Here is a 24689-nt window from a genome sequence, read left to right as displayed (position 1 = left end):
TAAATCTGCGAAGAGGCCGCAATCTCGGTCAGTGCGCTTCCCCGGCCTTCAATCCCGCCGGCAGCTTCTTGGTCAGCAACACCGCCAGCATGCTGACCCCCAGCGCAATCCCGACAAAATGAAACGCATCGTTGTAGGCCATGATCAGCGCCTGCTGATGCACGATCTCGCTGAGTTTGCCCAGCGCCGCGTTCTCGCTGCCAAAGCGGTCTGCCATTGACGCCAGTCGCTCGGCCACTTGCGGATTGGTCGGCACCACCGCCTCGCGCAGATAATCGAAGTAGGTCTTGGTTCGCGCATCCAGCAAGGTCGCGAGCAGGGCGATGCCGATGGCGCCGCCGAGGTTGCGCAAAATGTTGAACAGGCTCGACGCCGAACCCGCGTCCTGCGGCAGGATGTAAGCGGTGGCGATCAGCGAAATGGTCACCATGATCAAGGGCTGACCCAAGGCGCGGATGATCTGGATCTGGTTGAACTGCGGCCCGGCGAAATCCGGGTTGAGCACCCCCGAAGAAAAACTCGCCAGCCCGAACAGGCCGAAACCGATAGTGCATAGCCATTTCGGCGAGACGAATTTCATCAGTTTCGGCACCAGCGGAATCAGGAACAACTGCGGCACGCCCATCCACATGATCACTTCGCCGATTTGCAGGGCGTTGTAGTTCTGGATCTGCGCCAGATAAAGCGGCAGCAGGTAGATCGAGCCGTACAGCCCGACGCCCATGCCGAGGCTGGAAATGCTCGACAGGCCGAAATTGCGATTGCGCAGGATGCCCAGATTGATCAGCGGATTGGGCTTGGAAAACTGCACGATCACGAAGGTGATCAGGCTCAGCAGCGCGATGCTGCCCAGCGTCACGATCAGGTTGGATTCGAGCCAGTCCTTGCGGTGGCCCTCCTCAAGAAATACCTGCAAGCATCCGAGGCCGACGCCCAGAGTGAGAATGCCGGTGTAGTCGGTGCTTTTCAGCAGTTCCCAATGCGCTTCTTTCTTCTCCAGGCCATACATCAGCCCGGCGATCATGATCAGGCCCGGTGGGATGTTGATATAGAAGATGTATTCCCAGCCCCAGTTTTCCGTGAGCCAGCCGCCCAGCGTGGGGCCGATGGAGGGGGCGAAGGTGGCGGTCATGGCAAACATCGCCATGCCTTTGGCGCGGTGGTGTTCGGGGAGTTTGATCAGCGTCAGGGTGAACGCCAGCGGGATCAGCGCGCCGCCGGTGAAACCCTGCATGGCGCGGAACACGATCATGCTCTCCAGGCTCCAGGCCATCGAACACAGCAGCGAGGAAATCAAAAAGCCCAGCGACACCCACACCGCCAGCCGTCGCGCCGACAGCAACTGCACCAGCCACGCGGTCAGCGGAATCATGATGATTTCCGCCACCAGGTAGGAGGTGGAAATCCACGAGCCTTCCTCCAGCGTGGCCGACAACGCGCCCTGAATATCCTTGAGCGAGGAGTTGGTGATCTGAATGTCGAGCACTGCCATGAATGCGCCGAGCATCACGCTCATCACCGCGATCCAGTCCCGCCGCGTCGGTTCGCCGACCGGGCGGATCAGCGCATCACCGGCCATTGTCTGGGGCGTCTTTGATATTCACGGTGGCGGTGACCGACATGCCCGGACGAATCTTGCCGTGCAGCGGGTTGTCAGCCTTGAACGTCAGTTTTACCGGAATCCGTTGTACGACTTTGGTGAAGTTGCCGGTGGCATTGTCTGGCGGCAGCAGGCTGAACTGCGCCCCGGAGGCGGCGAACAGACTGTCGACCCGAGCTTCGATCGGGGTGTCGCCATAGGCGTCGAACACCAGTTCGGCCTTTTGCCCTGGCTGCATGCGGCCGATCTGGGTTTCCTTGAAGTTGGCCTGCACCCAGATGTCTTCGTCCGGAACGATCGACAGCAGGTACGCGCCGGCCTGCACCACCTGACCATTGCGCGCCGCGCGCTGGCCGATCAGGCCGCTGATCGGCGCGTGGATTTCGCTGCGGGTCAGGTTCAGTCGGGCTTGCGCGAGGTCGGCGCGGGCGTTGGCGATCTGTGCGTCGAGGCGTTTGATTTCGGCGGTCAGGGCGTTGACCTGTTGGCGCTGGCTCTGCGCGTCAGCCTGAGCCTTGGCGACTTGTGAGCGGGCAATATGGGCGTCGGCGGAGAGGGTGGTCACGCGCTCCTCGGACACATAGCCGGGCTTGCGCAGGGTCTGGGCGCGGGACAGGTCGATCTGCGAGCGACCGAGGGTCGCTTGCGTGGTCGCCACTTGCGCATCGCTGGCGGCGATCAGGCTGGCTTGCTGGGTCAGTTTGCTTTGCGCCTGCTGGCGCTCGGCCTCGCGGGTGGCGAGGGCGGCATTGGCGCGATCTACCGCCAGGCTGAAGTCATTGCCTTCGAGACGCACCAGCAACTGGCCCTTTTCGACGTGCTGGTTGTCCTGCACCAGCACTTCATCGATCCGCGCGCTCAACTGGCTCGACACGCGGGTGATTTCACCCTGGACATAGGCATTGTCGGTGCTTTCATAAAAGCGCCCCTTGAAAAACCAATGCGCGAAAAAGCCTCCGGCAATCAGCAGGACGAGCAGCAGGAAAATGGACAGGCGACGCTTGAGTTGGGCAGGCATGGGCAAACTGTAGTCGAGGAATTGTAAGGAAAGTTATCAGGCGGGGAATCTGGCATACAGCCGACAAGCGGTAAATGCCATGCGCTGATATTCGGCCATTCACCACGGCCAACGGGCGTTACAGACGCAAACTTGGCTTAAATGCCCTGTCCGCTGGAGCGGGGCGGGTGTCGCCTGTTACCATTCGCCGCTTGATTGTTCTTTGCTTTTCATTCTTTTCGAGACATGCCATGACCACCGTCCGCACTCGCATCGCGCCATCGCCTACCGGGGATCCCCACGTAGGTACCGCTTACATCGCATTGTTCAACTACTGCTTTGCCAAGCAGCATGGCGGTGAGTTCATCCTGCGGATCGAAGACACCGACCAGTTGCGTTCGACCCGCGAGTCCGAACAGCAGATCTTCGACGCCCTGCGCTGGCTCGGCATCGACTGGAGCGAAGGCCCGGACGTCGGCGGCCCGCACGGTCCGTACCGGCAGAGCGAGCGCGGCGATATCTACCAGAAGTATTGCCAGCAACTGGTCGACCTGGGCCACGCCTTCCCGTGCTTCTGCACCGCTGAAGAACTGGACCAGATGCGCGCCGAGCAAATGGCTCGCGGCGAAACCCCGCGTTACGACGGTCGTGCGCTGCTGCTGTCCAAGGAAGAAGTCGCGCGCCGTCTGGCCGCTGGCGAGCCGCATGTGATCCGCATGAAAGTGCCGAGCGAGGGCGTCTGCGTGGTGCCGGACATGCTGCGTGGCGATGTCGAGATCCCATGGGATCGCATGGACATGCAAGTGCTGATGAAGACCGACGGCCTGCCGACGTACTTCCTGGCCAACGTGGTCGACGACCACCTGATGGGCATTACCCATGTGCTGCGTGGCGAAGAATGGCTGCCGTCGGCGCCGAAACTGATCTTGCTCTACGAGTACTTCGGTTGGGAAAAACCGACCCTGTGCTACATGCCGCTGCTGCGTAACCCGGACAAGAGCAAGCTGTCCAAGCGCAAGAACCCGACCTCGGTGACGTTCTACGAGCGCATGGGTTTCATGCCGGAAGCCATGCTCAACTACCTGGGCCGCATGGGCTGGTCGATGCCGGACGAGCGCGAGAAGTTCTCGCTGCAGGAAATGGTCGACAACTTCGACCTCAGCCGCGTGTCCCTGGGCGGGCCGATTTTCGATATCGAGAAACTGTCGTGGCTCAACGGCCAGTGGCTGCGTGACCTGCCGGTGGAAGAATTCGCCGCGCGGGTACAGAAGTGGGCGTTCAACGCCGAATACATGATGAAGATCGCACCGCACGTTCAGGGTCGCGTCGAAACGTTCAGCCAGGTTGCACCGCTGGCCGGGTTCTTCTTCGCCGGGGGTGTGAACCCGGATGCCAAGCTGTTCGAGTCGAAGAAACTCTCCGGCGACCAGGTTCGGCAATTGATGCAGTTGATCCTGTGGAAACTGGAAAGCCTGCGGCAGTGGGAGAAGGACACCATCACCGCGACGATTCAGGCGGTGGTCGAATCCCTGGAGCTGAAACTGCGTGATGCGATGCCGTTGATGTTCGCGGCGATCACCGGCCAGGCGAGTTCCGTTTCGGTGCTCGATGCGATGGAAATCCTCGGCCCGGATCTGACCCGTTTCCGTCTGCGCCAGGCGATTGACCTGCTGGGCGGCGTGTCGAAGAAAGAAAACAAAGAGTGGGAAAAGCTGTTGGGCAGTATCGCCTGATTGCGTCTGACTCTGCAGTAAGCACCGAAGGGCAGGATCTTTTGATCCTGCCCTTCGGCGTTTTCCCCCCGGATTTTCGGGGGGAGGGCGGTAAGTGATTGTTATGCCGACAAAAAATTTTAAATTTTTTGAAAAATAAGTTTGACAGGCTTTCGATACGCCCTTAAGATTCGCCCCGTCCTCAGCGATGACATCAACGATGAGGGGCTATAGCTCAGCTGGGAGAGCGCTTGCATGGCATGCAAGAGGTCGACGGTTCGATCCCGTCTAGCTCCACCAATTTACACTTCGAAGCCTGGCCACACCGGCTTCGAAGCGATCAACACTCAGCGTTGGTCAGTTGTATAGAAGGGTTTGCGTCCCCTTCGTCTAGTGGCCTAGGACACCGCCCTTTCACGGCGGTAACAGGGGTTCGAGTCCCCTAGGGGACGCCAGTTTTACAGAAGCGATGTTACAAGATGTCGCTCCGCCGCGAGGCGAAAAATCCGGGGCTATAGCTCAGCTGGGAGAGCGCTTGCATGGCATGCAAGAGGTCGACGGTTCGATCCCGTCTAGCTCCACCAATTTACACTTCAAGACCTGGCCACACCGGCCTTGAAGCGATCAGCACTCAGCACTGATCAGTTGTAGAAGGGTTTGCGTCCCCTTCGTCTAGTGGCCTAGGACACCGCCCTTTCACGGCGGTAACAGGGGTTCGAGTCCCCTAGGGGACGCCACGATTACCCGCACTGCGGGATTTTTAAGGGTCATTCAATTATTGAATGGCCCTTTTGTTTGTCTGGCGTTTGGCCAAATCTCCTTTTTCCTTACACTGTGCTTCAGACCAACGGTCAAATTCATGACTTGCAGAATATTATTATGAGAATAATATTCTAATCGTAATATTTGGAGGCGACGATGAACGACAAGAAAGCTCAAACCCGTGAACGCATCCTCAAGGCTGCCAGCGCCGCACTGATTCAGCGTGGCCCGGCCGAGCCGAGCGTGGGCGAAGTGATGGGCGCAGCCGGCCTGACCGTCGGTGGCTTCTACGCACACTTCGAAAGCAAGGACGCGATGATGCTTGAGGCGTTCACGCAATTGCTGAGTCGGCGTCGCGACCTGATTGACGACATGGACACCGAGTTGACCGGCGAAGAACGTCGCGCACTGGTCGCCGCGTTCTACCTGTCGCGCAAGCATCGTGACTCCAGCGATGCGGCATGTCCGATCCCGGCCTCCATCGGCGAACTTGGACGGTTGCCGGAAACGTTCCGTATCGCGCTGAACGAGCACGTGGAGCTGATGACCGCACAGTTGGCTGCAAGCCCCGAAGACATCGATAAAGCGTTGGCCGACATGGCCTTGATGGTAGGTGGCCTGGCGCTCGCGAGGGCGTTGGGGCCGGGTGATTTGTCCGATCGATTGCTGCGCGCCGCCAAGTCGGCGGTGCGTTGAGCTGAAGGCGACAGGCCTGAGGAGAGTGCGATGGGTACGTTGAAGTGGGTTCGCGGCGTTAATGGCACCTTGGGCTGGTTTGCACCGAAACTGGTGGCGAGCAAGATGCGTCTGGCGTTCATGACGCCGCGCGAGCTGCCTCCGAGGGACTGGGAGTTGCCGCTGCTGGCAAAGTCCGAACGAATCACCCTGCGCTTCGGCCTTTCGGCATTGCGCTGGGGACAAGGCCCGACCGTGCTGCTGATGCACGGATGGGAAGGGCGCCCAACCCAGTTCGCCGCGTTGATCAGCGCCCTGGTCGAGGCCGGCTACACTGTCGTCGCGCTCGATGGTCCGGCCCACGGTCGTTCGCCGGGGCGTGAGGCCAACGTCGTGTTGTTCGCCCGGGCCATGCTCGAAGCCGCCGCCGAATTGCCGCCGCTGCAAGCGGTCATCGGTCACTCCATGGGCGGCGCCAGCGCCATGCTTGCGGTGCAATTGGGGTTGCGCACTGAAACCCTGGTGAGCATCGCCGCGCCGGCGCGCATTCTCGGGGTGCTGCGTGGCTTTGCCCGCTACGTCGGGATGCCGCCGAGGGCGCGTTCCGCGTTCATTCGTCAGGTCGAGAACGATGTCGGCATGCGCGCCGCGACCCTTGATGTCGCGCATTATCAACTGGATATGCCGGGCCTGATCGTGCATGCCGAGGACGATAAATTCGTTTCGGTCAAAGAATCCCAACTGATCCACGAAGCCTGGTTCGACAGTCGCCTCCTGCGCCTGGCGGACGGTGGTCATCAGCGTGTGCTGGCCGATCCCCGGGTCATTGATGGCGTGTTATCGCTGTTGGCCGGGCGCAGTTTGCAGGCGCGGCAATCGGCCTGAGCTTCCGTTACACTGCCCCGGTTGAATTATCTGACCGGGAGTGGGGCATGAGCTGGGATCGGGCAACACCGTTTACCATTGATCTGCAAGTAGGCGCCGAGGACATCGACGGGCTGGGGCACGCGAACAATGCGGTTTACGTGACCTGGCTCGAACGCTGCGCCTGGCGCCATTCACAGCGGCTGGGCCTGGATCTGGTCGAGTACCGGCGTCTGGATCGGGCGATGGCGGTGGTGCGTCATGAAATCGATTACCTGGCGGCCGCCTACGAAGGCGACGAGCTGCAATTGGCGACCTGGATCGTCGATTGGGATCAGCGCCTGAAAATGACCCGGCATTTCCAATTGATCCGTCCCGGCGACAACACCACGTTGCTGCGCGCGCAAACCACGTTTGTCTGCATCGAACTGTCCACCGGCAAGCCCAAGCGCATGCCGGCCGAGTTCATCGAAGGCTATGGCCCGGCGATTCAAACGCAGGAATGCCTGCAAAGCTGACCGCCGGGGTTCAGTGAAGCCTGCAGAATCCCTCAATAATCCAGTAAACTGCCGCACGTTTTTTCCTTGAGTAGTGTTTTCCCCATGCAAATTGCTCTGGCGCCCATGGAGGGGTTGGTCGACGACATCCTTCGTGACGTGCTGACCCGGGTTGGCGGCATCGATTGGTGCGTCACCGAATTCATTCGAGTCAACGATCAGCTGCTCACTCCGGCGTACTTCCACAAGTTCGGCCCGGAGCTGCTCAACGGTGCCCGCACCGCGTCCGGCGTGCCGCTGCGTGTGCAACTGCTCGGATCGGATCCGGTCTGTCTGGCGGAAAACGCGGCGCTGGCCTGTGAGCTGGGTTCCGAGGTCATCGACCTTAACTTCGGTTGCCCGGCCAAGACCGTCAACAAGTCCCGCGGCGGGGCGGTGCTGCTCAAGGAGCCGGAACTGCTCAACCAGATCGTCGAGCATGTCCGGCGTGCCGTGCCAGCGCATATCCCGGTGACCGCCAAGATGCGTCTGGGGTTCGACAGCCCGGACGGGTCGCTGGTTTGCGCCACGGCCCTGGCCGAAGGGGGCGCCGAGCACATCGTCGTTCACGCCCGCACCAAGGTCGATGGCTACAAGCCACCGGCCCATTGGGAGTGGATTCCGCGCGTGCAGGACGTGGTCAAGGTGCCGGTGTTTGCCAACGGCGATATCTGGAGTGTCGAAGACTGGCGCCGCTGCCGCGAAATCAGCGGTGTGGAAGACATCATGCTCGGGCGCGGTCTGGTTTCGCGACCGGATCTGGCCCGGCAGATTGCCGCCGCGCGAGCCGGGGAAGAGGTGGTCGAGATGACCTGGGCCGAGCTGCTGCCGCTGATCCAGGACTTCTGGTTGCAGGCCAAGGCGCAGATGACTGCGCGTCAATCGCCGGGTCGCCTGAAGCAATGGCTGGCGATGCTGACCCGCAATTATCCGGAAGCCACCGAGCTGTTCACTGTGCTGCGTCGTGAGACCGAGCCGGATCAGGTGTCGCGTCTGCTGGGGTTGCCGGTGGCCGAAGCGGCCTGAAAAAATCTGCAAATAATCTCTTGAAATCAAATCAGCGGTCCCTATCTAAGGGTTACGCGATGCCGAATTCGGGTCGCGGAGATAAAAAACCTTGCTGATTGTTTTCAGGAGATTTGAACCATGAGTACTGCATTTTCCCTCGCTCCACTGTTCCGTTCCTCGGTAGGTTTCGACCGTTTCAACGACCTGTTCGAAACCGCCTTGCGCAATGAGCCAGGCAGCACCTACCCGCCCTACAACGTCGAAAAGCACGGTGACGACCAATACCGCATCGTCGTGGCGGCGGCCGGTTTCCAGGAAGAAGACCTGGAACTGCAAGTCGAGAAAGGTGTGCTGACCATCAGTGGCGGCAAGCGTGATGCCAACGAAGGCGTCACTTTCCTGCACCAGGGCATCGCCCAGCGTGCATTCAAGCTGTCCTTCCGTCTGGCCGATCACATCGAGATCAAGGCAGCCGGCCTGAGCAACGGTCTGCTGAGCATCGATCTGTTGCGCGTGATCCCGGAAGAGGCGAAAGCCAAGCGCATTCCAATCAACGGAGCGCAGAAGCCGGCCATCCAGCACTGAGGTCGATTGTTCGACCTTGAGTGACCGGTAAAAAAATCCGATGCCGTCATGGCATCGGATTTTTTTATGCGCGGGATTCAGGTATTCAAGTCCCGCATCAACAAACCGAAGCGCAAATCCACCGCATCCGGAATCGGCAAATACACGGTATGCCCGTCGCCCGGCGCCACGTCGATGGCCTCGCCCTTGAGGTTGTGCAGGTGTTGCAGATCGAAGTGGAAATTGCCCTTGGGGGTCATCAGCTCCAGATGATCGCCCACGGCAAAACGGTTTTTCACCTTGACCTCGGCCAGGCGATCCCGCCGCTCGCCGGTCAATTCGCCAACGAACTGCTGACGCTCCGACACCGAGCTGCCGTTCTGGTAGTTCTGGTATTCGTCGTGGACGTGTCGGCGCAGAAAACCTTCGGTGTAACCCCGTTGGGCCAGGGATTCCAGATCGTTCATCAGGCTGCGATCGAACTCGCGCCCGGCCACGGCATCGTCGATGGCCCGGCGGTAGACCTGGGTGGTGCGTGCGCAATAGAAGTGCGATTTGGTACGGCCCTCGATCTTCAGTGAATGCACGCCCATGCGGGTCAGGCGTTCGACGTGTTGCACGGCGCGCAGATCCTTGGCGTTCATGATGTAAGTGCCGTGCTCGTCCTCGAAGGCCGGCATCAGTTCGTCGGGGCGGTTGGCTTCCTGCAGCAGGAACACTTGATCGGTCGGCGCACCGATACCGAGGGTCGGCTCGGGTTCAAAGGTCTGTACGATCTCGCCAAGCTGGTTTTCCGTGGCTTCCTTTGCCGTGTATTTCCAGCGACAGGCATTGGTGCAGGTGCCTTGGTTGGCGTCACGCTTGTTCATGTAGCCCGACAACAGGCAACGCCCGGAATAGGCCATGCACAACGCGCCGTGAACGAACACTTCCAGCTCCATGCCCGGCACCTGATCGCGGATTTCACCGATCTCTTCCAGCGACAATTCCCGCGACAGGATGATCCGGCTCAGCCCTTGCTGCTGCCAGAACTCGACGCTGGCCCAGTTCACGGTGTTGGCCTGCACCGAAAGGTGGATCGGCATCTGCGGAAAATGCCGGCGTACCAGCATGATCAACCCCGGATCGGACATGATCAGCGCGTCCGGCGCCATGTCGATCACTGGCGCCAGATCCTTGAGGAAGGTCTTGAGCTTGGCGTTGTGCGGCGCGATGTTGACCACCACGTAGAAGCGCTTGCCCTGCGCCTGGGCTTCGCGAATGCCGAGGGCCAGGTTGGCGTGGTCGAATTCGTTGTTGCGTACGCGCAGGCTGTAGCGCGGCTGACCGGCGTAAACCGCATCGGCGCCGTAGGCGAAGGCGTAACGCATGTTTTTCAGGGTGCCGGCAGGCGCCAGCAATTCCGGAGCGGCAAGGGGAGAGGTGAGGGTCATGGCGGCGTCGGTCGCAAAAGCGCGGCAGGGTAGACCAGTCGCGGCCAGGCTTCATTGATCTGGATCTATGCTCCATGAACAAAGATGGCACTCGCGCGGGTGCGGGCTGACTAAGTTGGGCGGGTGCGCGGGGCGCCTGACTGACATGGACTGGACATGAATCAAAAGAGTCTGCAATTCAAATCCCTCACGGTGCTGCTGGTACTGGTGACGGTCGCCTTCATCTGGATCCTGCTGCCGTTCTACGGCGCAGTGTTCTGGGCGGTGATTCTCGGCATCCTTTTCGCGCCACTGCAGCGGCGGATGCAACAGAAGTTCGGCTGGCAGCGCAATCTGACGTCGCTGTGTACGTTGAGCATCTGTCTGGTGATCGCGATCCTGCCGGTGATCGTCATCAGCGTGCTGCTGGTGCAGGAAGGGGCGACGGTCTACAAGAACATTGAAAGCGGCGAGCTGGACATCGCCGCCTACCTGGCGCAGTTCAAACACAGTCTGCCGCCGTTCTTTCAGCATCTGCTCGATCGTTTTGGTGTAGGAGAGCTTGACGCGTTGCGCGAGAAAATCGTCAAGGCGGCGATGCAGGGCAGCCAGGTACTGGCGACTCAGGCGTTCAGTTTCGGTCAGGGCACGTTCGAGTTCGTGGTGAGTTTTTTCATCATGCTGTACCTGCTGTTTTTCTTCCTGCGCGATGGCGCCGAGCTGGCGCGCAAGGTGCGCACGGCGGTGCCTCTGGAGGAGCATCACAAGCGTCGTTTGCAGCTCAAGTTCAATCGGGTGGTGCGGGCGACGGTGAAGGGCAATCTGGTGGTGGCGATCACACAGGGTGCGTTGGGCGGGGCGATTTTCTGGTTTCTCGATATTCCCAGCGCGCTGCTGTGGGCGGTGCTGATGGCGTTTCTGTCGCTGTTGCCGGCAGTCGGCGCGGGGATTGTCTGGGGGCCGGTGGCGGTCTATTTCCTGCTCAGCGGGATGATCTGGCAAGGCGTGGTGCTGGGATTGTTCGGGGTGTTTGTGATCGGTCTGGTGGATAATGTGCTGCGACCGGTGCTGGTCGGCAAAGACACCAAAATGCCCGACTACATGATCCTGATTTCGACCCTGGGCGGTCTGGCGGTGTTCGGTCTGAACGGTTTTGTGATCGGGCCGCTGATTGCAGCGCTGTTCATGTCGAGCTGGGCGCTGTTCGTCGAAACCCGGCCGAAAGTGCAGCTGCCTTAGGCCTGGAACGGGGTGTTGACGATCTTCTGCGACAAGGCCTGAGCGGCTGGCAATGAAGTGAGCGGGCCGCTGATCGGCTCGCCATCGCGCACCAGATACCAGCAGGCAAGCAACCCCGATGCTCTGAGCGCTGCGGGAACCGCGCTGCCAATAACGGACATGATTTGAACCTGAGCCATGACAAGTACCTCCATCAATCTATGGAGCTACCTTAAGGACTCGCGGGACTTATCAGAAATCAACGTTCTCGATAGTGGTCATTGACGCCATTGAGCGCCGTTTCAATCGACCACTTGATCGAGCATGTGCACGATTTCATGCTCGTTGAGTAAACCCTTGCGCACCAGGTTCTCGGCCAGCAGCGAAAGAAACTTGGCGCTGCGGTGGCCTTCCAGATGTTTGAGTTCGGTCAACGCGTTGTACACCTTGCTTGAGGTGCATAAACCGACAATGCGGTGCGGATTTTGTGTAGGCATTCGAGTCGTCCTTGTTGTTATCAACCTGTTGTTTACGGACGGATTCAGATTGCGGCTCCGTCATGACAAATAAATGACCGTTTTGTGTGTTGCCCCCAACGGTCAATTCATCATGCCGACTTTATCGGCACAAACTGTCCCCACAGCGACCTTGACGAGATTTTTTCAGACTCTGGCCGACGGACGGCCATGAAAAAGCCCCGCTGAAAGCGGGGCTTCGTTTCGGTTACCAGCGCGGGCCACCGTAGTAGTGCGGCCGACCGTAATAGCCACGGGGCGGGCCGTAATAAACCGGGGCCGGTGCCACGTAAACCGGTTGTTGAACGTACACCGGTGCCGGTTGGTAATAGACCGGTGGTGGCGGCTGTTGTACGTAAACCGGTTGCGGCTGAGCGTAAACAGGCTGTTGCACATAGACCGGCCGGTCCTGGTTGATGAGCGCCGAGCCGATGATGGCCGAGCCGACGATCGCACCAAACACCGCCGGACCCTGCCAGCCACCGCCATGGGCTTCTGCCTGACCTGTGACCGCGAATGCACCAATCAACAAGGCCACGATGGGGAGTTTACGAATCATGATAAATCCTCGGTTCTTCGACCCGGGCGTCCGGCCTGCAACAGGCGCGGGATGGCGCGGGGATACCTCTATGACAACGAAATTCTGAAAATCAGCACAGCGGCTGGGTAAATTTTGTGTAAGGTCTGTACCGGCTTCCTTACCGGCTGCCGGGCATTGCCTGTGATGCCCGTGTTAGACCGCCGTATGATCGTTCAGAACCTGATGGTCTGGCTAATCCCGTCCATCCGAAAGTGCATTCGAGGAGATCCCCATGCAGATGAATCCCAACAAAGACACCCAATTGTGCATGTCCCTGTCTGGGCGTCCCGGGAATTTCGGCCTGCGCTTTCATAATCATTTGTATGAGCAACTGGGCCTGAACTTCTATTACAAGGCCTTCAGCAGTCAGGACCTGCCCGGTGCGGTGGGCGGGATTCGTGCCCTGGGCATTCGGGGTTGCGGGGTATCGATGCCGTTCAAGGAGGCCAGCATTGCGCTGGTCGATGAACTGGATGCGTCGGCGGCGGCGATCCAGTCGATCAACACCATCGTCAATACCCACGGCCATCTCAAGGCCTACAACACCGACTACATTGCCATCGCGCAATTGCTGGAAACCCACGCCGTGCCGCTGGAGTCGACCTTCGCCCTGCGCGGCAGCGGCGGCATGGCCAAAGCCGTGGCCAGTGCGTTGCGCGATGGTGGCTACAAAAACGGTCTGATCGTGGCGCGCAACGAGCGCGCCGGCAGGGCGCTGGCGGACTCCCTGGGTTACCGCTGGCAGGCAGATCTGGGTGAAGAGCGCCCGCAAATGCTGATCAACGTCACCCCGGTCGGCATGGACGGCGGGCCGGAGGCCGGGCAACTGGCGTTCGAACCAGAGGTGATCAGGTCGGCAGACACGGTGTTCGATGTGGTGGCGATTCCCTCGGAAACCCCGCTGATCGTGCGTGGCCGGGCCGAAGGCAAGCGAGTGATCACCGGGCTGGAAGTGATCGCCATTCAGGCGCTGGAGCAGTTTGTCCTGTACACCGGCGTGCGGCCGACCGTGGAGCAGTTTGAGGCGGCAGTGGCGTTTGCGCGCAGTTGATCGGGTGATTCGGCGGGCCGCTTCGCGAGCGAGCCCGCTCCCACAGGCATCTATACTGCATCGCCAGCAAGCGCAGACTTGCCCACCGACAAAACCGCGATGAGGACCGTATGAAGCCGCCCATTCTCAACCTGCATCAGGTCGAACTCGAATCGTTGCCCGAAGCTCTGGCCCCGGAGGGTGAAACCGCTGGCCGTTATCAGCAGCGCATGGCCCGGATCGGTCAGCAACTGGGCGCGCAGAAGCTCGGTTATCGGCTCTACGCGCTGCCACCGGGCATGCGCGGCAGTCCGTTCCACAGCCATCGGGTCAATGAGGAAATGTTCTACGTGGTGGCCGGAGAAGGGGAGGTACGCCTCGGTGCCGAGCGCTTTCCGATCCGCGCCGGGGACGTGATCGCCTGCCCGCCGGGCGGCCCGGAAACCGCGCACCAGATCATCAACACCAGTACGGCGGAGCTGCGCTATCTGGCGGTCAGCACCCAGCAGCAACCGGACATTTGCGAGTATCCCGATTCCAACAAGTATGCGGTGATGGACAACTTCAAAGTCGATGCCGAGGGCAACGCGTCAGGCTTTGTCGCGGTGGCGCGACAGGCGGACGGGGTGGATTACTGGGATGGCGAGTAGCCAAGGCTGATCGAGGATCTGTGGGCGCGGGCACGCCCGCGCCCACAAGACCGGCACATTATTCGAGACGGGCCAGACGCTCTTCCAGCGCCGCAATGCGCGCCTCCAGCTCTTCGATCCGTTCTACCGAAACACCGCTGCCGCCACTGCGTTCCTGAGGATGCTGTCGCGCCGCCAGAATTGCCTCGATATCCGCCGGATCGCCCAGCGCGTGGGTGTAGCGATCCTCGCGCTGGCCGGCCTGACGCGGAATCAGCACCGCCAGCCCTCGGCCAATCAGGCGTTCCAGTTGATGCACCACCTGTTCGGCGTCTTCAAACTCATGCATGCGACCACTGCGAGTCAGCAGTTCGTTGACGGTCTGCGGCCCGCGCAAAAACATCAGACCGGTCAGGATCAGTTGCGCCGGCACCAGTTCCAGCGCCTTGTCGACCTTGTGTTCCCAGCGGTCGGCGCGGCTGCCCATCACCAGTTTGGCAAAACCTCGGCCCTCGAGGGCGCGCAGGCTTTGGCCCACCTGGCCCTGGGTCAGGTTCATCACCGGTTCGCGGCTGGTCTTCTGGTTGCAGGCCAGCACCAGTGCGTTGAGGGTCAACGGATAGGTTTCCGGGCTGGTGGCCTGTTTCTCGATCAGCGAACCCAGAATGCGGATTTCCGTGGCATTTAGCCGTGGTTCGTCGAAGGTTGCTTCAAGTTCCGTGGTCATCGCGCGTTCCCTCTGCAGTCGAAGGCGCCTAGCCTAATCCTTGCCAAACAAAAGGCAAGCCATGCGGTCATCAAGCATGGCTATAATCGCCGGCATGTTCCACCCAGCCACCACGCGAGACTGTCATGACCATCTCCCTGTACGCCGCATCCGTCCCGGTTTTCCAACAAATGCTCACTGCGCTGAGCGATGTGCTGAAAAAGGCTGAAGCCCACGCCACCGAAAAAAACATCGACCCGAACGCCTTCCTGCAAGCCCGTCTGTTCCCGGACATGTTCCAGCTGGTGCGTCAGGTGCAGATCGCCGTGGACTTCGCCAAAGGCGTGTCGGCCCGTCTGGCTGAAGTTGAAGTGCCGAAGTACGACGACAGCGAAACCACCTTCGCTGACCTGCAGGCTCTGCTGAGCAAGGTCCTGGCCTTCATCGGCGAGATCAAGCCAGAGCAGATCAATGGCAAGGAAGGCATCGAAATCGTCACCCGTCCAGGCACTCCGAAAGAGAAGCGCTTCACCGGCCAGGCCTACCTGCTGACCTACGGCCTGCCGCAGTTCTTCTTCCATGTCACCACTGCTTACGCGCTGCTGCGTCACAACGGCGTTGAAGTGGGCAAGCGCGATTACATGGGCGCGTTCTAAAACACCCGGTAACGAAAAAGCCCGCCAAGGTTTGCGCCTTGGCGGGCTTTTTGTTCGCGGTATTTACGCCGGACGCTGGGCTTTCTGTTCTTCGCCCAGGCAGGCCGCGGCGGTAAACAGGACGTCAGTCGACGAGTTCAACGCCGTCTCGGCCGAATCCTGCAACACCCCGATGATGAAGCCCACCGCGACCACCTGCATGGCGATCTCGCTCGGAATGCCAAACAGGCTGCACGCCAGCGGAATCAGCAACAGCGAACCACCCGCCACTCCCGACGCACCGCAGGCGCAGATTGCCGCGACCACGCTGAGCAGGATGGCGGTCGGAATGTCCACGGCAATGCCCAGGGTGTGCACCGCCGCCAGGGTCAGCACGGTGATGGTGATCGAGGCGCCGGCCATGTTGATGGTGGCACCGAGCGGGATCGATACCGAATACGTGTCTTCATGCAGGCCCAGACGCTTGCTCAGTTCCAGGTTGACCGGAATGTTCGCCGCCGAACTGCGGGTGAAAAACGCGGTGATGCCGCTTTCGCGCAGGCATTTGAGCGTCAGCGGGTATGGGTTGCGGCGCAGTTTCCAGAACACGATCAGCGGGTTCATCACCAGCGCCACGAACAACATGCAGCCGAGCAGCACCGCCAGCAGGTGTGCGTAGCCGACCAGTGCGCCGAAACCGGAGGTGGCGAGGGTCGAAGCCACCAGGCCGAAAATCCCCAGCGGCGCAAAGCGGATCACGACGCGCACGATCAGCGTCACGCCGTTGGACAGGTCGCTGACGACTTCGCGGGTGGTGTCGCCGGCATGGCGAATCGCGACGCCCATGCCGATCGCCCAGGCCAGAATGCCGATGAAGTTGGCGTTCATCAGGGCGCTCACCGGGTTGTCGACCACGCTCAGCAACAGGCTTTGCAGGACTTCGCCGATGCCGCCCGGTGCCGTCACCGCGACGTTGTCGGTGGACAGTACCAGGCTCGACGGGAACATCGTGCTGGCAACGACGGCCACGACCGCCGCACCGAAGGTGCCCAGCAAATACAGGAACAGGATCGGCCGGATATGGGTTTCCTGGCCGTGCTTGTGGTTGGCAATCGAGGCCATCACCAGTACGAACACCAGGATCGGTGCCACGGCTTTCAGGGCCGAGACGAATACCTTGCCGATAAACGCAGTGCCTTTCGCCGCGTCCGGGGCGAACAGCGCCAGGGCGATACCGGCAATCAGGCCGATCAGGATCTGCGTGACCAGGCTGAGGTTTTTCAGGCGGTGCAATAGAGAAGGGGATGAAGCGGTCATAACGGCATCTCTGACTTTTTATAGGGTGCAAGGTTACGTGAAACCGGTGGTAAATCGGGGGCAGGCCACAGGTACGAACCGAAGGGGCTGACGCGCAATCAACGCCATGAAACAGCGCGTTGAACAGGGTGTACGTTTTGCAGGGCGCGGACTTTATCACAGCGCAGGCTTTATCCTTCAGACGTGTGACGATCTGCCGCCCGAGCGTCGGGCAAGATAGACAGGTTTGTGCAAGTCAGTCCGGGAACTCTCTGTTAAGATCGCGCATCCTTATTTTCAAGTTCTGCCAGCGGGCCTCCGGGTCATCGCTGGTGTCGTCGTTTTGCTGGAGTTTCCCATGCTGTTGCCCATCCTTCTGCTGTCCGCCGCCGGATTCACGGTGCTGACCACGGAATTCATCATCGTCGGCCTGCTGCCGGCGATCGCCCGCGACCTGGAAGTCACCATTCCCCAGGCCGGTTTGCTGGTGACATTGTTCGCGTTCACCGTGGCGATGTTCGGCCCGTTCCTGACTGCGTATTTTGCCCGCTTCGAACGGCGCAGGCTGTTCATCACGATCCTGATCATGTTCGGTCTGGCGAATACCGTGGCGGCATTGGCGCCGAACATCTGGGTCATGGCGTTTGCCCGACTGATCCCGGCGTTGGGTTTGCCGGTGTTCTGGGCACTGGCCAGCGAAACGGCGGTGGACATCGTCGGCCCGGACTACGCCGGCCGCGCCATCGCCAAGATCGGCTTCGGCATCGTCTGCGCCACCGTGTTCGGCATTCCGGTCGGCACGCTGATTTCCGATGCGTTCGGCTGGCGCAGTGCGTTCGCGATTCTTGCGGTAATCGCGTTCGCCAAAGCCCTGCTGCTGTTCGTCTATCTGCCGAAAACCAGCCTGCACCAGCATCAGGTCAGCTTCCGCTCGCAGTTCAAGATCCTGCGCAGCCCGTTGATGATCGGCCATGTGCTGCTGTCGATTCTGGTGTTCAGCGGCATGTTCACCGCTTACACCTATCTGGCGGACATTCTCGAGCGCCTGGCCGGGTTCAACGGCACGGTGGTCGGCTGGTGCCTGATGGGCTTCGGTGCGGTCGGGCTGATCGGCAACTCGCTGGGCGGGCGCGCGGTGGATCGCCATCCGCTGGTGGCGTCGATGATGTTCTGCGCGTTCATGATCGCCGGCATGGTGGCTCTGGTGCCGAACATCCATTCGCCGCTGGGGCTGGCGGCAGCGATGGGCATCTGGGGCGTGACCCAGGCAGCGTTGTTCCTGGTCAGTCACGTGCGACTGATGAAGGCTGCGCCGCAAGCGCCGGCCTTTGCCGCCTCACTGAACATCGCCGGGGCGAACCTGGGGATCGGTCTGGGCGCGATGATTGGCGGTCGGGTGATCGACAGCGCCGGCCTGGGCTTCCTCGGTTTTGCCGCTGCCGGCTTCATTCTGCTGTCGATCTTCCTCGCCATGGTTTTGATGGCGTTCAATCCGCCGGCCCACTGCGCCGAGGCGTCATAACGCGGTAAACAGCTCGCGTCGGGCACCTTCGGTAATCGCAACGATGCCGGGGTGCTTGACCTTGCGCTCCACCGAAATCGCATAGAACGACTCGCTCACCGCGTCGGTCTGGCCGATCAGCTCGACGCTGTACTGGCGCTTCACTTCTTCGGCGATCACGCTCGGGCCAATGAATATCCCGCTGCCGGATTGGCCGAATGCCTGCATCAAGGCGCTGTCATCGAACTCCCCGACGATTCTGGGCTGGATCTGCTGCTCGGCGAACCAGCGCTGCAAACGGCTGCGCACCACGGTTTCCGCGCCGGGAATCAACAGCGGCGCGCCGTTCAGGCTGCGGGGGAAATCTTGCCCGTACTGCGCGGCCAGTTCTGCGGTGGCGAAGAAACTGATGCCGCACTCCCCGAGCCTCTGGCTGTAGCCCTTGATGTCCAGGTGCGAAGGCATCGGGCTGTCGGAGATCACAAGGTCCAGGCGCTGGATCGCCAGGTCCGCCAATAACCGTTCGAGCTTGTCCTCGCGACAGGTGATGCGCAGGGGTTCGTTCAGCTCCATGGTCGGCGCGATCAGGCGATAGACGATGGATTTGGGCACCACATCGGCCACGCCGACGCGAAAGAGGATCTGCTGTTCGTTGGGCTGGGCGCGGAGCATCAGTTCCAGCTCGCCGCCGATCTGGAACATCTGCTCGGCGTAGGGCAGGGCCTGGCGTCCGGCTTCGGTGAGTTCGAGTTGCCGGCCGACGCGTTGAAACAACTCGATGCCATAAGTCTGTTCCAGCAGGGAAATCTGCCCGCTGATGGTTTGCGGAGTCAGGTTCAGTTGCTCACAGGCGCGCACGATGCTGCCGGTCTTGGCGACGACCCAGAAGTAGTGCAGTTGGCGGTAATTGAGCATGGCGGTCTTCAGTTCGTGAAAACCGAAGTATAGACGCTAAAAATACGAATTTTCCTGAAGTGTTCGCCTCTCTAGAATGCCCAGCCATCGACAAGCGGCCTGCGTGGCCCGGTCTGAGCAATCGAAGGAAACATCATGAAACTCAAAACCACAGCATTGCTGTTTGCGTCTTTACTGGTTCTGGCCGGTTGTGACCAGGCTGAAAAAAGCGCCCAGCAATTGATGGGGCAGGCGGCCGAGGCGGCCAAACAGGCAATCGATGACACCCACAAAGCTGCCGAACAGGCACTGAGTGATGCCACCGGCAATCTGATCAGCCAGAAAGAACCGAAAGAAGACGACGAAAAAACCGAATCGTCCTCCCAGGAAATCTAAAACGTCTTACACAGAGTCAGGACTGACCCATGGAATATCTGTTAGAACTCGCCGCCAGCCCTACCGCCTGGGTTGCTTTGGCCACACTGGTGGTGATGGAAATCGTGCTCGGCATCGATAACCTGATCTTTATCTCGATCCTGACCAACAAGTTGCCCGAGCAGCACCGGCAAAAGGCTCGCCGCATTGGTATCGGCATGGCGCTGATCCTGCGTCTGGGTCTGTTGAGCACCATCGCGTTCATTGTGCAGCTGACCGCGCCGGTCATCGAGATCCTCGGCCAGGCGTTCTCCTGGAAGGACATGATCCTGATCGCCGGTGGCCTGTTCCTGGTCTGGAAAGCCACGACCGAGATCCATCACAGCATGGACCCGGCACCGGATGATCCGAAGACCGTGACCTCGCAGGTGACCCTGGGCTTCGCCGCCGCAATCGGCCAGATCCTGATGCTCGACATGGTGTTCTCGATCGACAGCATCATCACGGCGGTCGGCATGACCGAACACTTGCCGATCATGATTATTGCGGTAGTGGTTTCGGTGTTGGTGATGTTGCTGGCGGCTGATCCGCTGGCCAAATTCATCAACGATAACCCGACGGTGGTGATGCTCGCCCTGGGCTTCCTGATCATGATCGGCATGACGCTGATCGCCGAAGGCTTCGGCGCCCATGTACCGAAAGGTTATGTGTATGCCGCCATGGCCTTCTCGGCTGCGATCGAGGTGCTGAACATGATGTCGCGCCGCGCCAGGCAGAAGAAGCTGGCAGCGCAGGCTTGATCGCTGACCCACCAATAAAAAGGCCGCCTGAAGAGGCGGCCTTTTTTTGTTTGAGGAATTTTTGTTTGAGGAAATCAGTGCGCAGTCGCTGGGCGCGCTGGATGCTTCTCGCGTTTTTCCGTTCTGGCGGGTGGTACAGGGTGATGGTGGCGCCGGGAAATGCGCAAAACGCCCCACAACATGGCGGCCGCCACGGCCAGCCAGCCGGCAATCAACATTACGATGGTCATGGTCAGGCTCATCGGTGCCTCCTTTTGCCCGGCAGCTCTGGACTGGCTCGGGCGCACACTTTTCGCAAATCGCTCTGTTTCACTGACAGTCTAGTCAATGAGGTGTTTCAGGCTATTGACCAAAGGTCGGTGGTGACCAATCAGTTCGCTCTATGCAGTCGATGAGTCTGCGGTTTAAAGCTATACCGCAGGCGTGCGCCGTCCTATGATCGTCGGCCAAGCCGGAGCACGATGACCGGCAACTGATCAAGAGAGTGAAGATGGAGCAGCTATTTTCTCGGATTCGCGCGGCGTTGCTGGTGGCGGGTTGCGTCGCAAGTCTGGCGGGGTGTGCGGGCAGCGTGGCGCCGGAGGTCAAGCGTCTGCCGGAGCGGGTCGAGCTCAGCGGCACCTTCTACCGGGGCGAGGCGCATCAGAGCGGGCCGCAAGTACTGGCGAGCCTGCTGTCGCAGCAGGGCATCGTGATTACCCCGGGATTGCTGGAAAAGCCGCTGCATCTGCCAGGTGCCGAGGACAAGCTGCAACAGAATATGCAGAACCTCGCCCGTGAATACGGCATGGTGGTCTATCCGCTGGACAACCGGCTGCCGGCGTTGCTGACTCAGGTTGCCGCCGGTTATCCGGTGATGGTGCGTTTCAGCGAAGGTTCGGCATTCTGGGCCGAACCCCGTTACGCGATACTCTCCGGCTACGACCGGCAGAAGCAGAAGGTCTTGCTGCGGGCCGGGATGAATCGTCGCGAATTGATGAGCTTCAGTGCTTTTGAGTCGGCTTTCGAGAAGTCGGGCGGTTGGGCGGTTTTGATCCAGAAGCCTTCACAGATTCCGGCAGCCGTCGATCAGCAGCGCTGGCTCAAGGCCGCCGATGAGCTGGCGCAGACCGGGCAGGAGCGGGAAGCTGCGCAGGCGAGGAAAGCCTTGGCCGCGCACTGACGCTCCGTTCGTCATCTGCCGGGCACCTCGGTGGATGGCGAGTCTCTGAAAGGGAAGTGCCCGGTATTTCCGGGCCATGTCCCAGGAGGCGAACATGGCAATCCCACCTTCTCCCAGCGGTCCGCATTCGTCCGAGCATTCGAGCGGCGATGACCTTGGGTTCGATCCGGACTCTCCGGATTTGGACGATCCGCAAGTCGACCCGACCGGCCCGGCCAAGGCCCCGCAAGACATCCAGCCGGACGATGACCGTAAACGCCCGGCCAAACCCTACGACCCGCTGGGCAATCTCAAGCCTTGATGTGAGGTGCACATGAGTACCGATTCGAGTTTTGACGACCACAAACCTGACAGTGTGCCAACCACGCCGGAGCCTGAGGTAGATCCGGTGCTGGATCCGGACAGTCCGCTGCGCGATCCGCTGGCGCGCCCGGCAGTGGTGACGCCGGAGCGCTCGCGTGACCCCGGTGCCGGAGACGGCATTCCCGACGATGACGAAATGCCGCTGCCCAACGACTGAACCGGCAGACGAAAAAAAGCCCCGAATGTTCGGGGCTTTTGCTTGGGGCACGCGTTACTTGGAGGCTTCGACCACGCCGCTCTGGCGGCCCTTGAGGTTTTTCTCGGCCTTGTATTGCTGAGCCACGGCCGGCACGTTGGTGCTGCGGCCGGTTTCGACCCAGCTGCGAATGCGGCTCGCATCGGCAAAATGGGTGTACTTGCCGAACGCATCAAGAATCACCAGCGCCACCGGGCGGTTACCCATTCTGGTTACCAGTACCAGGCAATGACCGGCCGGGTTGGTGAAACCGGTTTTGGTGATCTTGATGTCCCAGTCGGCTTTGTTGACCAGGTGATCGGTGTTGCGGAAACCCAGGGTGTAGTTGGGTTTGCGGAACGAAACGGTCTTTTCCTTGGTGGTGGTCAGCTCGCTGAGGATCGGGTGTTTCTGCGCCGCCATCAGCAGCTTGCTCAGGTCGCGGGCGGTGGAGACGTTGCGCTCCGACAGGCCGGTCGGTTCCACGAAGTGCGTGCTGGTCATGCCCAGCGCCTTGGCCTTGGCGTTCATTGCGGCGATAAACGCGGCGTAACCGCCCGGATAGTGATGAGCGAGGCTGGCGGCAGCGCGGTTTTCCGAGGACATCAGGGCGATCAGCAGCATCTCTCGACGCGGCAGTTCACTTTTCAGTTTGACCCGGGAGAACACGCCTTTCATTTCCGGGGTGTTGCTGATATCGACGTTGATCCATTCGTCCATGTTCTGGCGGGCTTCGACCACGACCAGGCCGGTCATCAACTTGCTCACGGAGGCAATCGGCACGATCACATCCGGGTTGCTCGAATAGATGACTTTGTTGGTCTGCAGATCCATCAGCAGAGCGCTGCCCGAAGCGATCTTCAGTTGCGAAGCATCTCGCGGGGCGGCGGTGGTTTCGGCGGCGTTGACCGTTGGCGTGAGGAGTGTGCCTGTAAATGCAAAAACCAGGCTCAGGATCGAGAGACGAATATTCACGCGGGCGAACTCATAAAAGGTTGGATATGTCGTTATTTGTAACGGGCTGTGTCGTAAAAACGACGCATTCTAGGAGTATGGATGAAGAACTGTCGATGGTTGTTTGCGAGGCATGAAAAAGTCGTGAAAAGCCCTGTAAAAATAGGGGTTTCCGGCGAACGGTAAAGGTTTTTTCGAGGGCATGAAAAACCCCGCACGGGGCGGGGTTCTCACAGGGCTGAAAACACGACTCAGCTGTGCAGGGTTTCCGCTGCGTACAGCGTGTTTTCGAGCAGGCAGGCGCGGGTCATCGGGCCAACGCCGCCCGGCACCGGGGTGATCCAGCCAGCGCGTGGCAGGGCGGTTTCGTACACCACGTCACCGACCAGTTTGCCGTCGTCCTGACGGTTGATGCCGACGTCGATCACGATCGCGCCTTCCTTGATCCACTCACCCTTGACCAGGCCCGGCTTGCCGGCAGCGACCACCACCAGATCGGCACGGCCGACATGGCCAGCCAGATCCTTGGTGAAACGGTGGGTGACGGTCACGGTGCAGCCGGCCAGCAACAGCTCCATCGCCATCGGGCGACCGACGATGTTGGAAGCGCCGACCACCACCGCGTCCATCCCGTACAGGTCCGCACCGGTGCTTTCCAGCAGGGTCATGATGCCTTTCGGAGTGCATGGACGCAGCAGCGGAATGCGCTGGGCCAGGCGACCGACGTTATAAGGGTGGAAACCGTCAACGTCCTTGTCCGGACGAATGCGCTCCAGCAGTTTGGAGGCGTCCAGGTGTTCCGGCAGAGGCAACTGAAGCAGGACGCCGTCGATTGCCGGGTCATCGTTCAGGCGATCGATCAGATCGGTCAGCGCCTGCTGGGTGGTGTCGGAGGGCAGGTCGTAGGCTTGAGAGAGGAAGCCGACCTCTTCACAGTCTTTACGCTTGTGCGAGACATAAACCTGAGAGGCAGGATCGCTGCCGACCAGGATCACCGCGAGGCCGGGAGTGCGCAGGCCTTGCTGGCGACGCTCGGCAACTCGTTGGGCGATCTGCTGGCGCAGGCTGGCGGCGATCGATTTGCCGTCGATTAGTTGTGCAGTCATTGCGCGTGATTAACCATCGAGAGGGGAAAAAAAGAGAACGCATTCTCGCATGTCAGGCGGTGAGGGCAAAGGCGCTTGGTCTGCAAATTCCCCTAACTCCTTTAATTAAATGAATTTTTTTTAAAAAGGATTTGACGGTCTCCAGGTGGCTCTATACTATTCGTCGCACTTGTCGGGCACAGCCTAGCACTGGTTAAGAAAGTCGAGCGGAATCAAGGTTCTGCGAAACTGGAAAGCACTTAGTTTGTAGTCCTTCAAGGGTACAGATTAACAAGGCGCCCGTAGCTCAGCTGGATAGAGCATCCGCCTTCTAAGCGGATGGTCGCAGGTTCGAGTCCTGCCGGGTGCGCCATTCTGGCAGCTTTGGCACAAGTAACGCGATATGGTGGGCGTAGCTCAGTTGGTAGAGCACGGGATTGTGACTCCCGTTGTCGTGGGTTCGATCCCCATCGTCCACCCCATATTTCGAAAGGCGCCAGATTTAACGGTCTGGCGCCTTTGCTTTAAAGGCTTCATCTGCGGATGTGGTGGAATTGGTAGACACACTGGATTTAGGTTCCAGCGCCGCGAGGCGTAAGAGTTCGAGTCTCTTCATCCGCACCAATCAAAGCTTCATTCAC

28 protein-coding genes and 7 tRNA genes are annotated in these 24689 nt (G+C 60.2%); 23 read left to right on the top strand and 12 right to left on the bottom strand.

All coding sequences use genetic code 11. The features are described from left to right. Positions 1–28 precede the first annotated feature (28 nt). Both KVQ74_RS08235 and KVQ74_RS08230 read right to left on the bottom strand, forming a co-directional pair. A complete protein-coding gene (locus tag KVQ74_RS08235) occupies positions 29–1519 on the bottom strand; it encodes an MDR family MFS transporter (RefSeq protein ID WP_217830631.1) in 1491 nt (496 codons plus the stop codon). Positions 1520–1568: 49 nt separating this feature from the next. Next, the gene (locus KVQ74_RS08230; protein ID WP_217830584.1) at positions 1569–2618 is read right to left on the bottom strand and encodes an HlyD family secretion protein; all 1050 of its coding nucleotides are present in this window, start codon (positions 2616–2618) and stop codon (positions 1569–1571) included. Positions 2619–2848: 230 nt separating this feature from the next. Between KVQ74_RS08230 and gltX the strand changes: the two genes are divergently transcribed. The 10 genes from gltX to KVQ74_RS08180 all read left to right on the top strand — a co-directional run bounded on the left by gltX (position 2849) and on the right by KVQ74_RS08180 (position 8739). Continuing rightward, complete coding sequence (gene gltX / locus KVQ74_RS08225; protein WP_217830583.1) at positions 2849–4330, top strand: glutamate--tRNA ligase; 1482 nt, start codon at positions 2849–2851, stop codon at positions 4328–4330. Positions 4331–4533: 203 nt separating this feature from the next. Next, positions 4534–4609: transfer RNA gene (locus KVQ74_RS08220), tRNA-Ala, on the top strand. Between the two features lie 79 nt (positions 4610–4688). Continuing rightward, positions 4689–4764: transfer RNA gene (locus KVQ74_RS08215), tRNA-Glu, on the top strand. 53 nt (positions 4765–4817) lie between these two features. Continuing rightward, a tRNA-Ala gene (locus KVQ74_RS08210) sits at positions 4818–4893 on the top strand. 77 nt (positions 4894–4970) lie between these two features. After that, positions 4971–5046 (top strand) — tRNA-Glu (locus tag KVQ74_RS08205). A 181-nt stretch (positions 5047–5227) separates the two neighbouring features. Beyond that, a complete protein-coding gene (locus KVQ74_RS08200) occupies positions 5228–5767 on the top strand; it encodes a TetR/AcrR family transcriptional regulator (RefSeq protein ID WP_217830582.1) in 540 nt (179 codons plus the stop codon). Between the two features lie 30 nt (positions 5768–5797). Further along, positions 5798–6631: an alpha/beta fold hydrolase gene (locus KVQ74_RS08195; RefSeq protein ID WP_217830581.1), complete on the top strand. Its 834-nt coding sequence runs from the start codon at positions 5798–5800 to the stop codon at positions 6629–6631. Positions 6632–6678: 47 nt separating this feature from the next. Beyond that, on the top strand, positions 6679–7128 hold the full coding sequence (locus tag KVQ74_RS08190; protein ID WP_217830580.1) for an acyl-CoA thioesterase: 450 nt from the start codon (positions 6679–6681) through the stop codon (positions 7126–7128). A gap of 84 nt (positions 7129–7212) precedes the next feature. Then, complete coding sequence (locus KVQ74_RS08185; protein WP_217830579.1) at positions 7213–8172, top strand: tRNA dihydrouridine synthase; 960 nt, start codon at positions 7213–7215, stop codon at positions 8170–8172. Between the two features lie 120 nt (positions 8173–8292). Next, the gene (locus KVQ74_RS08180; RefSeq protein WP_217830578.1) at positions 8293–8739 is read left to right on the top strand and encodes an Hsp20 family protein; all 447 of its coding nucleotides are present in this window, start codon (positions 8293–8295) and stop codon (positions 8737–8739) included. 77 nt (positions 8740–8816) lie between these two features. Here the strand turns inward: KVQ74_RS08180 and trhP are convergent, their stop codons facing one another. Then, a complete protein-coding gene (trhP, locus tag KVQ74_RS08175; RefSeq protein ID WP_217830577.1) occupies positions 8817–10151 on the bottom strand; it encodes a prephenate-dependent tRNA uridine(34) hydroxylase TrhP in 1335 nt (444 codons plus the stop codon). Positions 10152–10307: 156 nt separating this feature from the next. Here trhP and KVQ74_RS08170 point away from each other — a divergent pair, with 156 nt between their 5' ends. Next, positions 10308–11369, top strand: coding sequence for an AI-2E family transporter (locus tag KVQ74_RS08170; protein ID WP_217830576.1), 1062 nt, complete (start codon positions 10308–10310; stop codon positions 11367–11369). Here the strand turns inward: KVQ74_RS08170 and KVQ74_RS08165 are convergent. The 3 genes from KVQ74_RS08165 to KVQ74_RS08155 all read right to left on the bottom strand — a co-directional run bounded on the left by KVQ74_RS08165 (position 11366) and on the right by KVQ74_RS08155 (position 12422). Next, a complete protein-coding gene (locus KVQ74_RS08165) occupies positions 11366–11548 on the bottom strand; it encodes a hypothetical protein (RefSeq protein WP_217830575.1) in 183 nt (60 codons plus the stop codon). The two genes, KVQ74_RS08170 and KVQ74_RS08165, sit on opposite strands and share 4 nt — an antisense overlap. 102 nt (positions 11549–11650) lie before the next feature. Beyond that, positions 11651–11845 (bottom strand): hypothetical protein, encoded by a 195-nt coding sequence (locus KVQ74_RS08160; protein WP_217830574.1) that lies wholly within the window; start codon positions 11843–11845, stop codon positions 11651–11653. Positions 11846–12071: 226 nt separating this feature from the next. Next, entirely contained in the window at positions 12072–12422 is a 351-nt protein-coding gene (locus tag KVQ74_RS08155) for a hypothetical protein (protein WP_217830573.1), read from the bottom strand. A 253-nt stretch (positions 12423–12675) separates the two neighbouring features. Between KVQ74_RS08155 and KVQ74_RS08150 the strand changes: the two genes are divergently transcribed. Continuing rightward, positions 12676–13494, top strand: coding sequence for a shikimate 5-dehydrogenase (locus KVQ74_RS08150; RefSeq protein WP_217830572.1), 819 nt, complete (start codon positions 12676–12678; stop codon positions 13492–13494). A 110-nt stretch (positions 13495–13604) separates the two neighbouring features. Further along, on the top strand, positions 13605–14123 hold the full coding sequence (locus KVQ74_RS08145) for a cupin domain-containing protein (RefSeq protein WP_217830571.1): 519 nt from the start codon (positions 13605–13607) through the stop codon (positions 14121–14123). Between the two features lie 58 nt (positions 14124–14181). Here the strand turns inward: KVQ74_RS08145 and KVQ74_RS08140 are convergent, their stop codons facing one another. Further along, positions 14182–14829 (bottom strand): YceH family protein, encoded by a 648-nt coding sequence (locus tag KVQ74_RS08140; protein ID WP_217830570.1) that lies wholly within the window; start codon positions 14827–14829, stop codon positions 14182–14184. Positions 14830–14954: 125 nt separating this feature from the next. Between KVQ74_RS08140 and KVQ74_RS08135 the strand changes: the two genes are divergently transcribed. Next, positions 14955–15464: a DUF1993 domain-containing protein gene (locus KVQ74_RS08135; protein WP_217830569.1), complete on the top strand. Its 510-nt coding sequence runs from the start codon at positions 14955–14957 to the stop codon at positions 15462–15464. 63 nt (positions 15465–15527) lie between these two features. On the opposite strand, the gene sstT is transcribed toward KVQ74_RS08135, so the two are convergent. Next, on the bottom strand, positions 15528–16760 hold the full coding sequence (gene sstT / locus KVQ74_RS08130) for a serine/threonine transporter SstT (protein ID WP_217830568.1): 1233 nt from the start codon (positions 16758–16760) through the stop codon (positions 15528–15530). A 337-nt stretch (positions 16761–17097) separates the two neighbouring features. On the opposite strand from sstT, the gene KVQ74_RS08125 reads away from it, so the two are divergent. Beyond that, a complete protein-coding gene (locus KVQ74_RS08125; RefSeq protein ID WP_217830567.1) occupies positions 17098–18261 on the top strand; it encodes an MFS transporter in 1164 nt (387 codons plus the stop codon). Here the strand turns inward: KVQ74_RS08125 and nhaR are convergent. Further along, positions 18256–19155, bottom strand: a complete 900-nt coding sequence (gene nhaR / locus KVQ74_RS08120) for a transcriptional activator NhaR (protein WP_217830566.1) — start codon at positions 19153–19155, stop codon at positions 18256–18258. The two genes, KVQ74_RS08125 and nhaR, sit on opposite strands and share 6 nt — an antisense overlap. Before the next feature lie 135 nt (positions 19156–19290). Here nhaR and KVQ74_RS08115 point away from each other — a divergent pair, with 135 nt between their 5' ends. Then, positions 19291–19530 carry a hypothetical protein gene (locus KVQ74_RS08115; protein WP_217830565.1) on the top strand — a complete coding sequence of 80 codons (240 nt, stop codon included), beginning with the start codon at positions 19291–19293 and terminating at the stop codon, positions 19528–19530. Between the two features lie 29 nt (positions 19531–19559). After that, the gene (locus tag KVQ74_RS08110; protein WP_217830564.1) at positions 19560–20309 is read left to right on the top strand and encodes a TerC family protein; all 750 of its coding nucleotides are present in this window, start codon (positions 19560–19562) and stop codon (positions 20307–20309) included. A gap of 74 nt (positions 20310–20383) precedes the next feature. Here the strand turns inward: KVQ74_RS08110 and KVQ74_RS08105 are convergent, their stop codons facing one another. Beyond that, the gene (locus tag KVQ74_RS08105) at positions 20384–20551 is read right to left on the bottom strand and encodes a hypothetical protein (RefSeq protein ID WP_217830563.1); all 168 of its coding nucleotides are present in this window, start codon (positions 20549–20551) and stop codon (positions 20384–20386) included. Between the two features lie 248 nt (positions 20552–20799). Here KVQ74_RS08105 and KVQ74_RS08100 point away from each other — a divergent pair, with 248 nt between their 5' ends. The 3 genes from KVQ74_RS08100 to KVQ74_RS08090 all read left to right on the top strand — a co-directional run bounded on the left by KVQ74_RS08100 (position 20800) and on the right by KVQ74_RS08090 (position 21991). Further along, the gene (locus KVQ74_RS08100; RefSeq protein ID WP_217830562.1) at positions 20800–21471 is read left to right on the top strand and encodes a peptidase C39 family protein; all 672 of its coding nucleotides are present in this window, start codon (positions 20800–20802) and stop codon (positions 21469–21471) included. A 94-nt stretch (positions 21472–21565) separates the two neighbouring features. Then, positions 21566–21772, top strand: coding sequence for a DUF6021 family protein (locus tag KVQ74_RS08095; protein ID WP_217830561.1), 207 nt, complete (start codon positions 21566–21568; stop codon positions 21770–21772). Positions 21773–21784: 12 nt separating this feature from the next. Then, positions 21785–21991, top strand: coding sequence for a hypothetical protein (locus KVQ74_RS08090; RefSeq protein WP_217830560.1), 207 nt, complete (start codon positions 21785–21787; stop codon positions 21989–21991). A gap of 54 nt (positions 21992–22045) precedes the next feature. Here KVQ74_RS08090 and pbpG read toward each other — a convergent pair whose 3' ends face one another. Next, positions 22046–22984: a D-alanyl-D-alanine endopeptidase gene (pbpG, locus tag KVQ74_RS08085; RefSeq protein WP_217830559.1), complete on the bottom strand. Its 939-nt coding sequence runs from the start codon at positions 22982–22984 to the stop codon at positions 22046–22048. Positions 22985–23214: 230 nt separating this feature from the next. Then, positions 23215–24069, bottom strand: coding sequence for a bifunctional methylenetetrahydrofolate dehydrogenase/methenyltetrahydrofolate cyclohydrolase FolD (folD, locus tag KVQ74_RS08080; RefSeq protein WP_217830558.1), 855 nt, complete (start codon positions 24067–24069; stop codon positions 23215–23217). Positions 24070–24344: 275 nt separating this feature from the next. Here folD and KVQ74_RS08075 point away from each other — a divergent pair. The 3 genes from KVQ74_RS08075 (at position 24345) to KVQ74_RS08065 (ending at position 24672) form a co-directional block, all read left to right on the top strand. Next, a tRNA-Arg gene (locus KVQ74_RS08075) sits at positions 24345–24421 on the top strand. Positions 24422–24454: 33 nt separating this feature from the next. Further along, positions 24455–24530, top strand: a tRNA-His gene (locus KVQ74_RS08070). A gap of 57 nt (positions 24531–24587) precedes the next feature. Continuing rightward, a tRNA-Leu gene (locus KVQ74_RS08065) sits at positions 24588–24672 on the top strand. Positions 24673–24689: the final 17 nt, after the last annotated feature.

This window comes from Pseudomonas botevensis, from assembly GCF_019145475.1.
Classification (GTDB): Bacteria; Pseudomonadota; Gammaproteobacteria; order Pseudomonadales; family Pseudomonadaceae; genus Aquipseudomonas; species Aquipseudomonas botevensis.
This window is presented reverse-complemented; position numbering and strand designations above follow the sequence as displayed.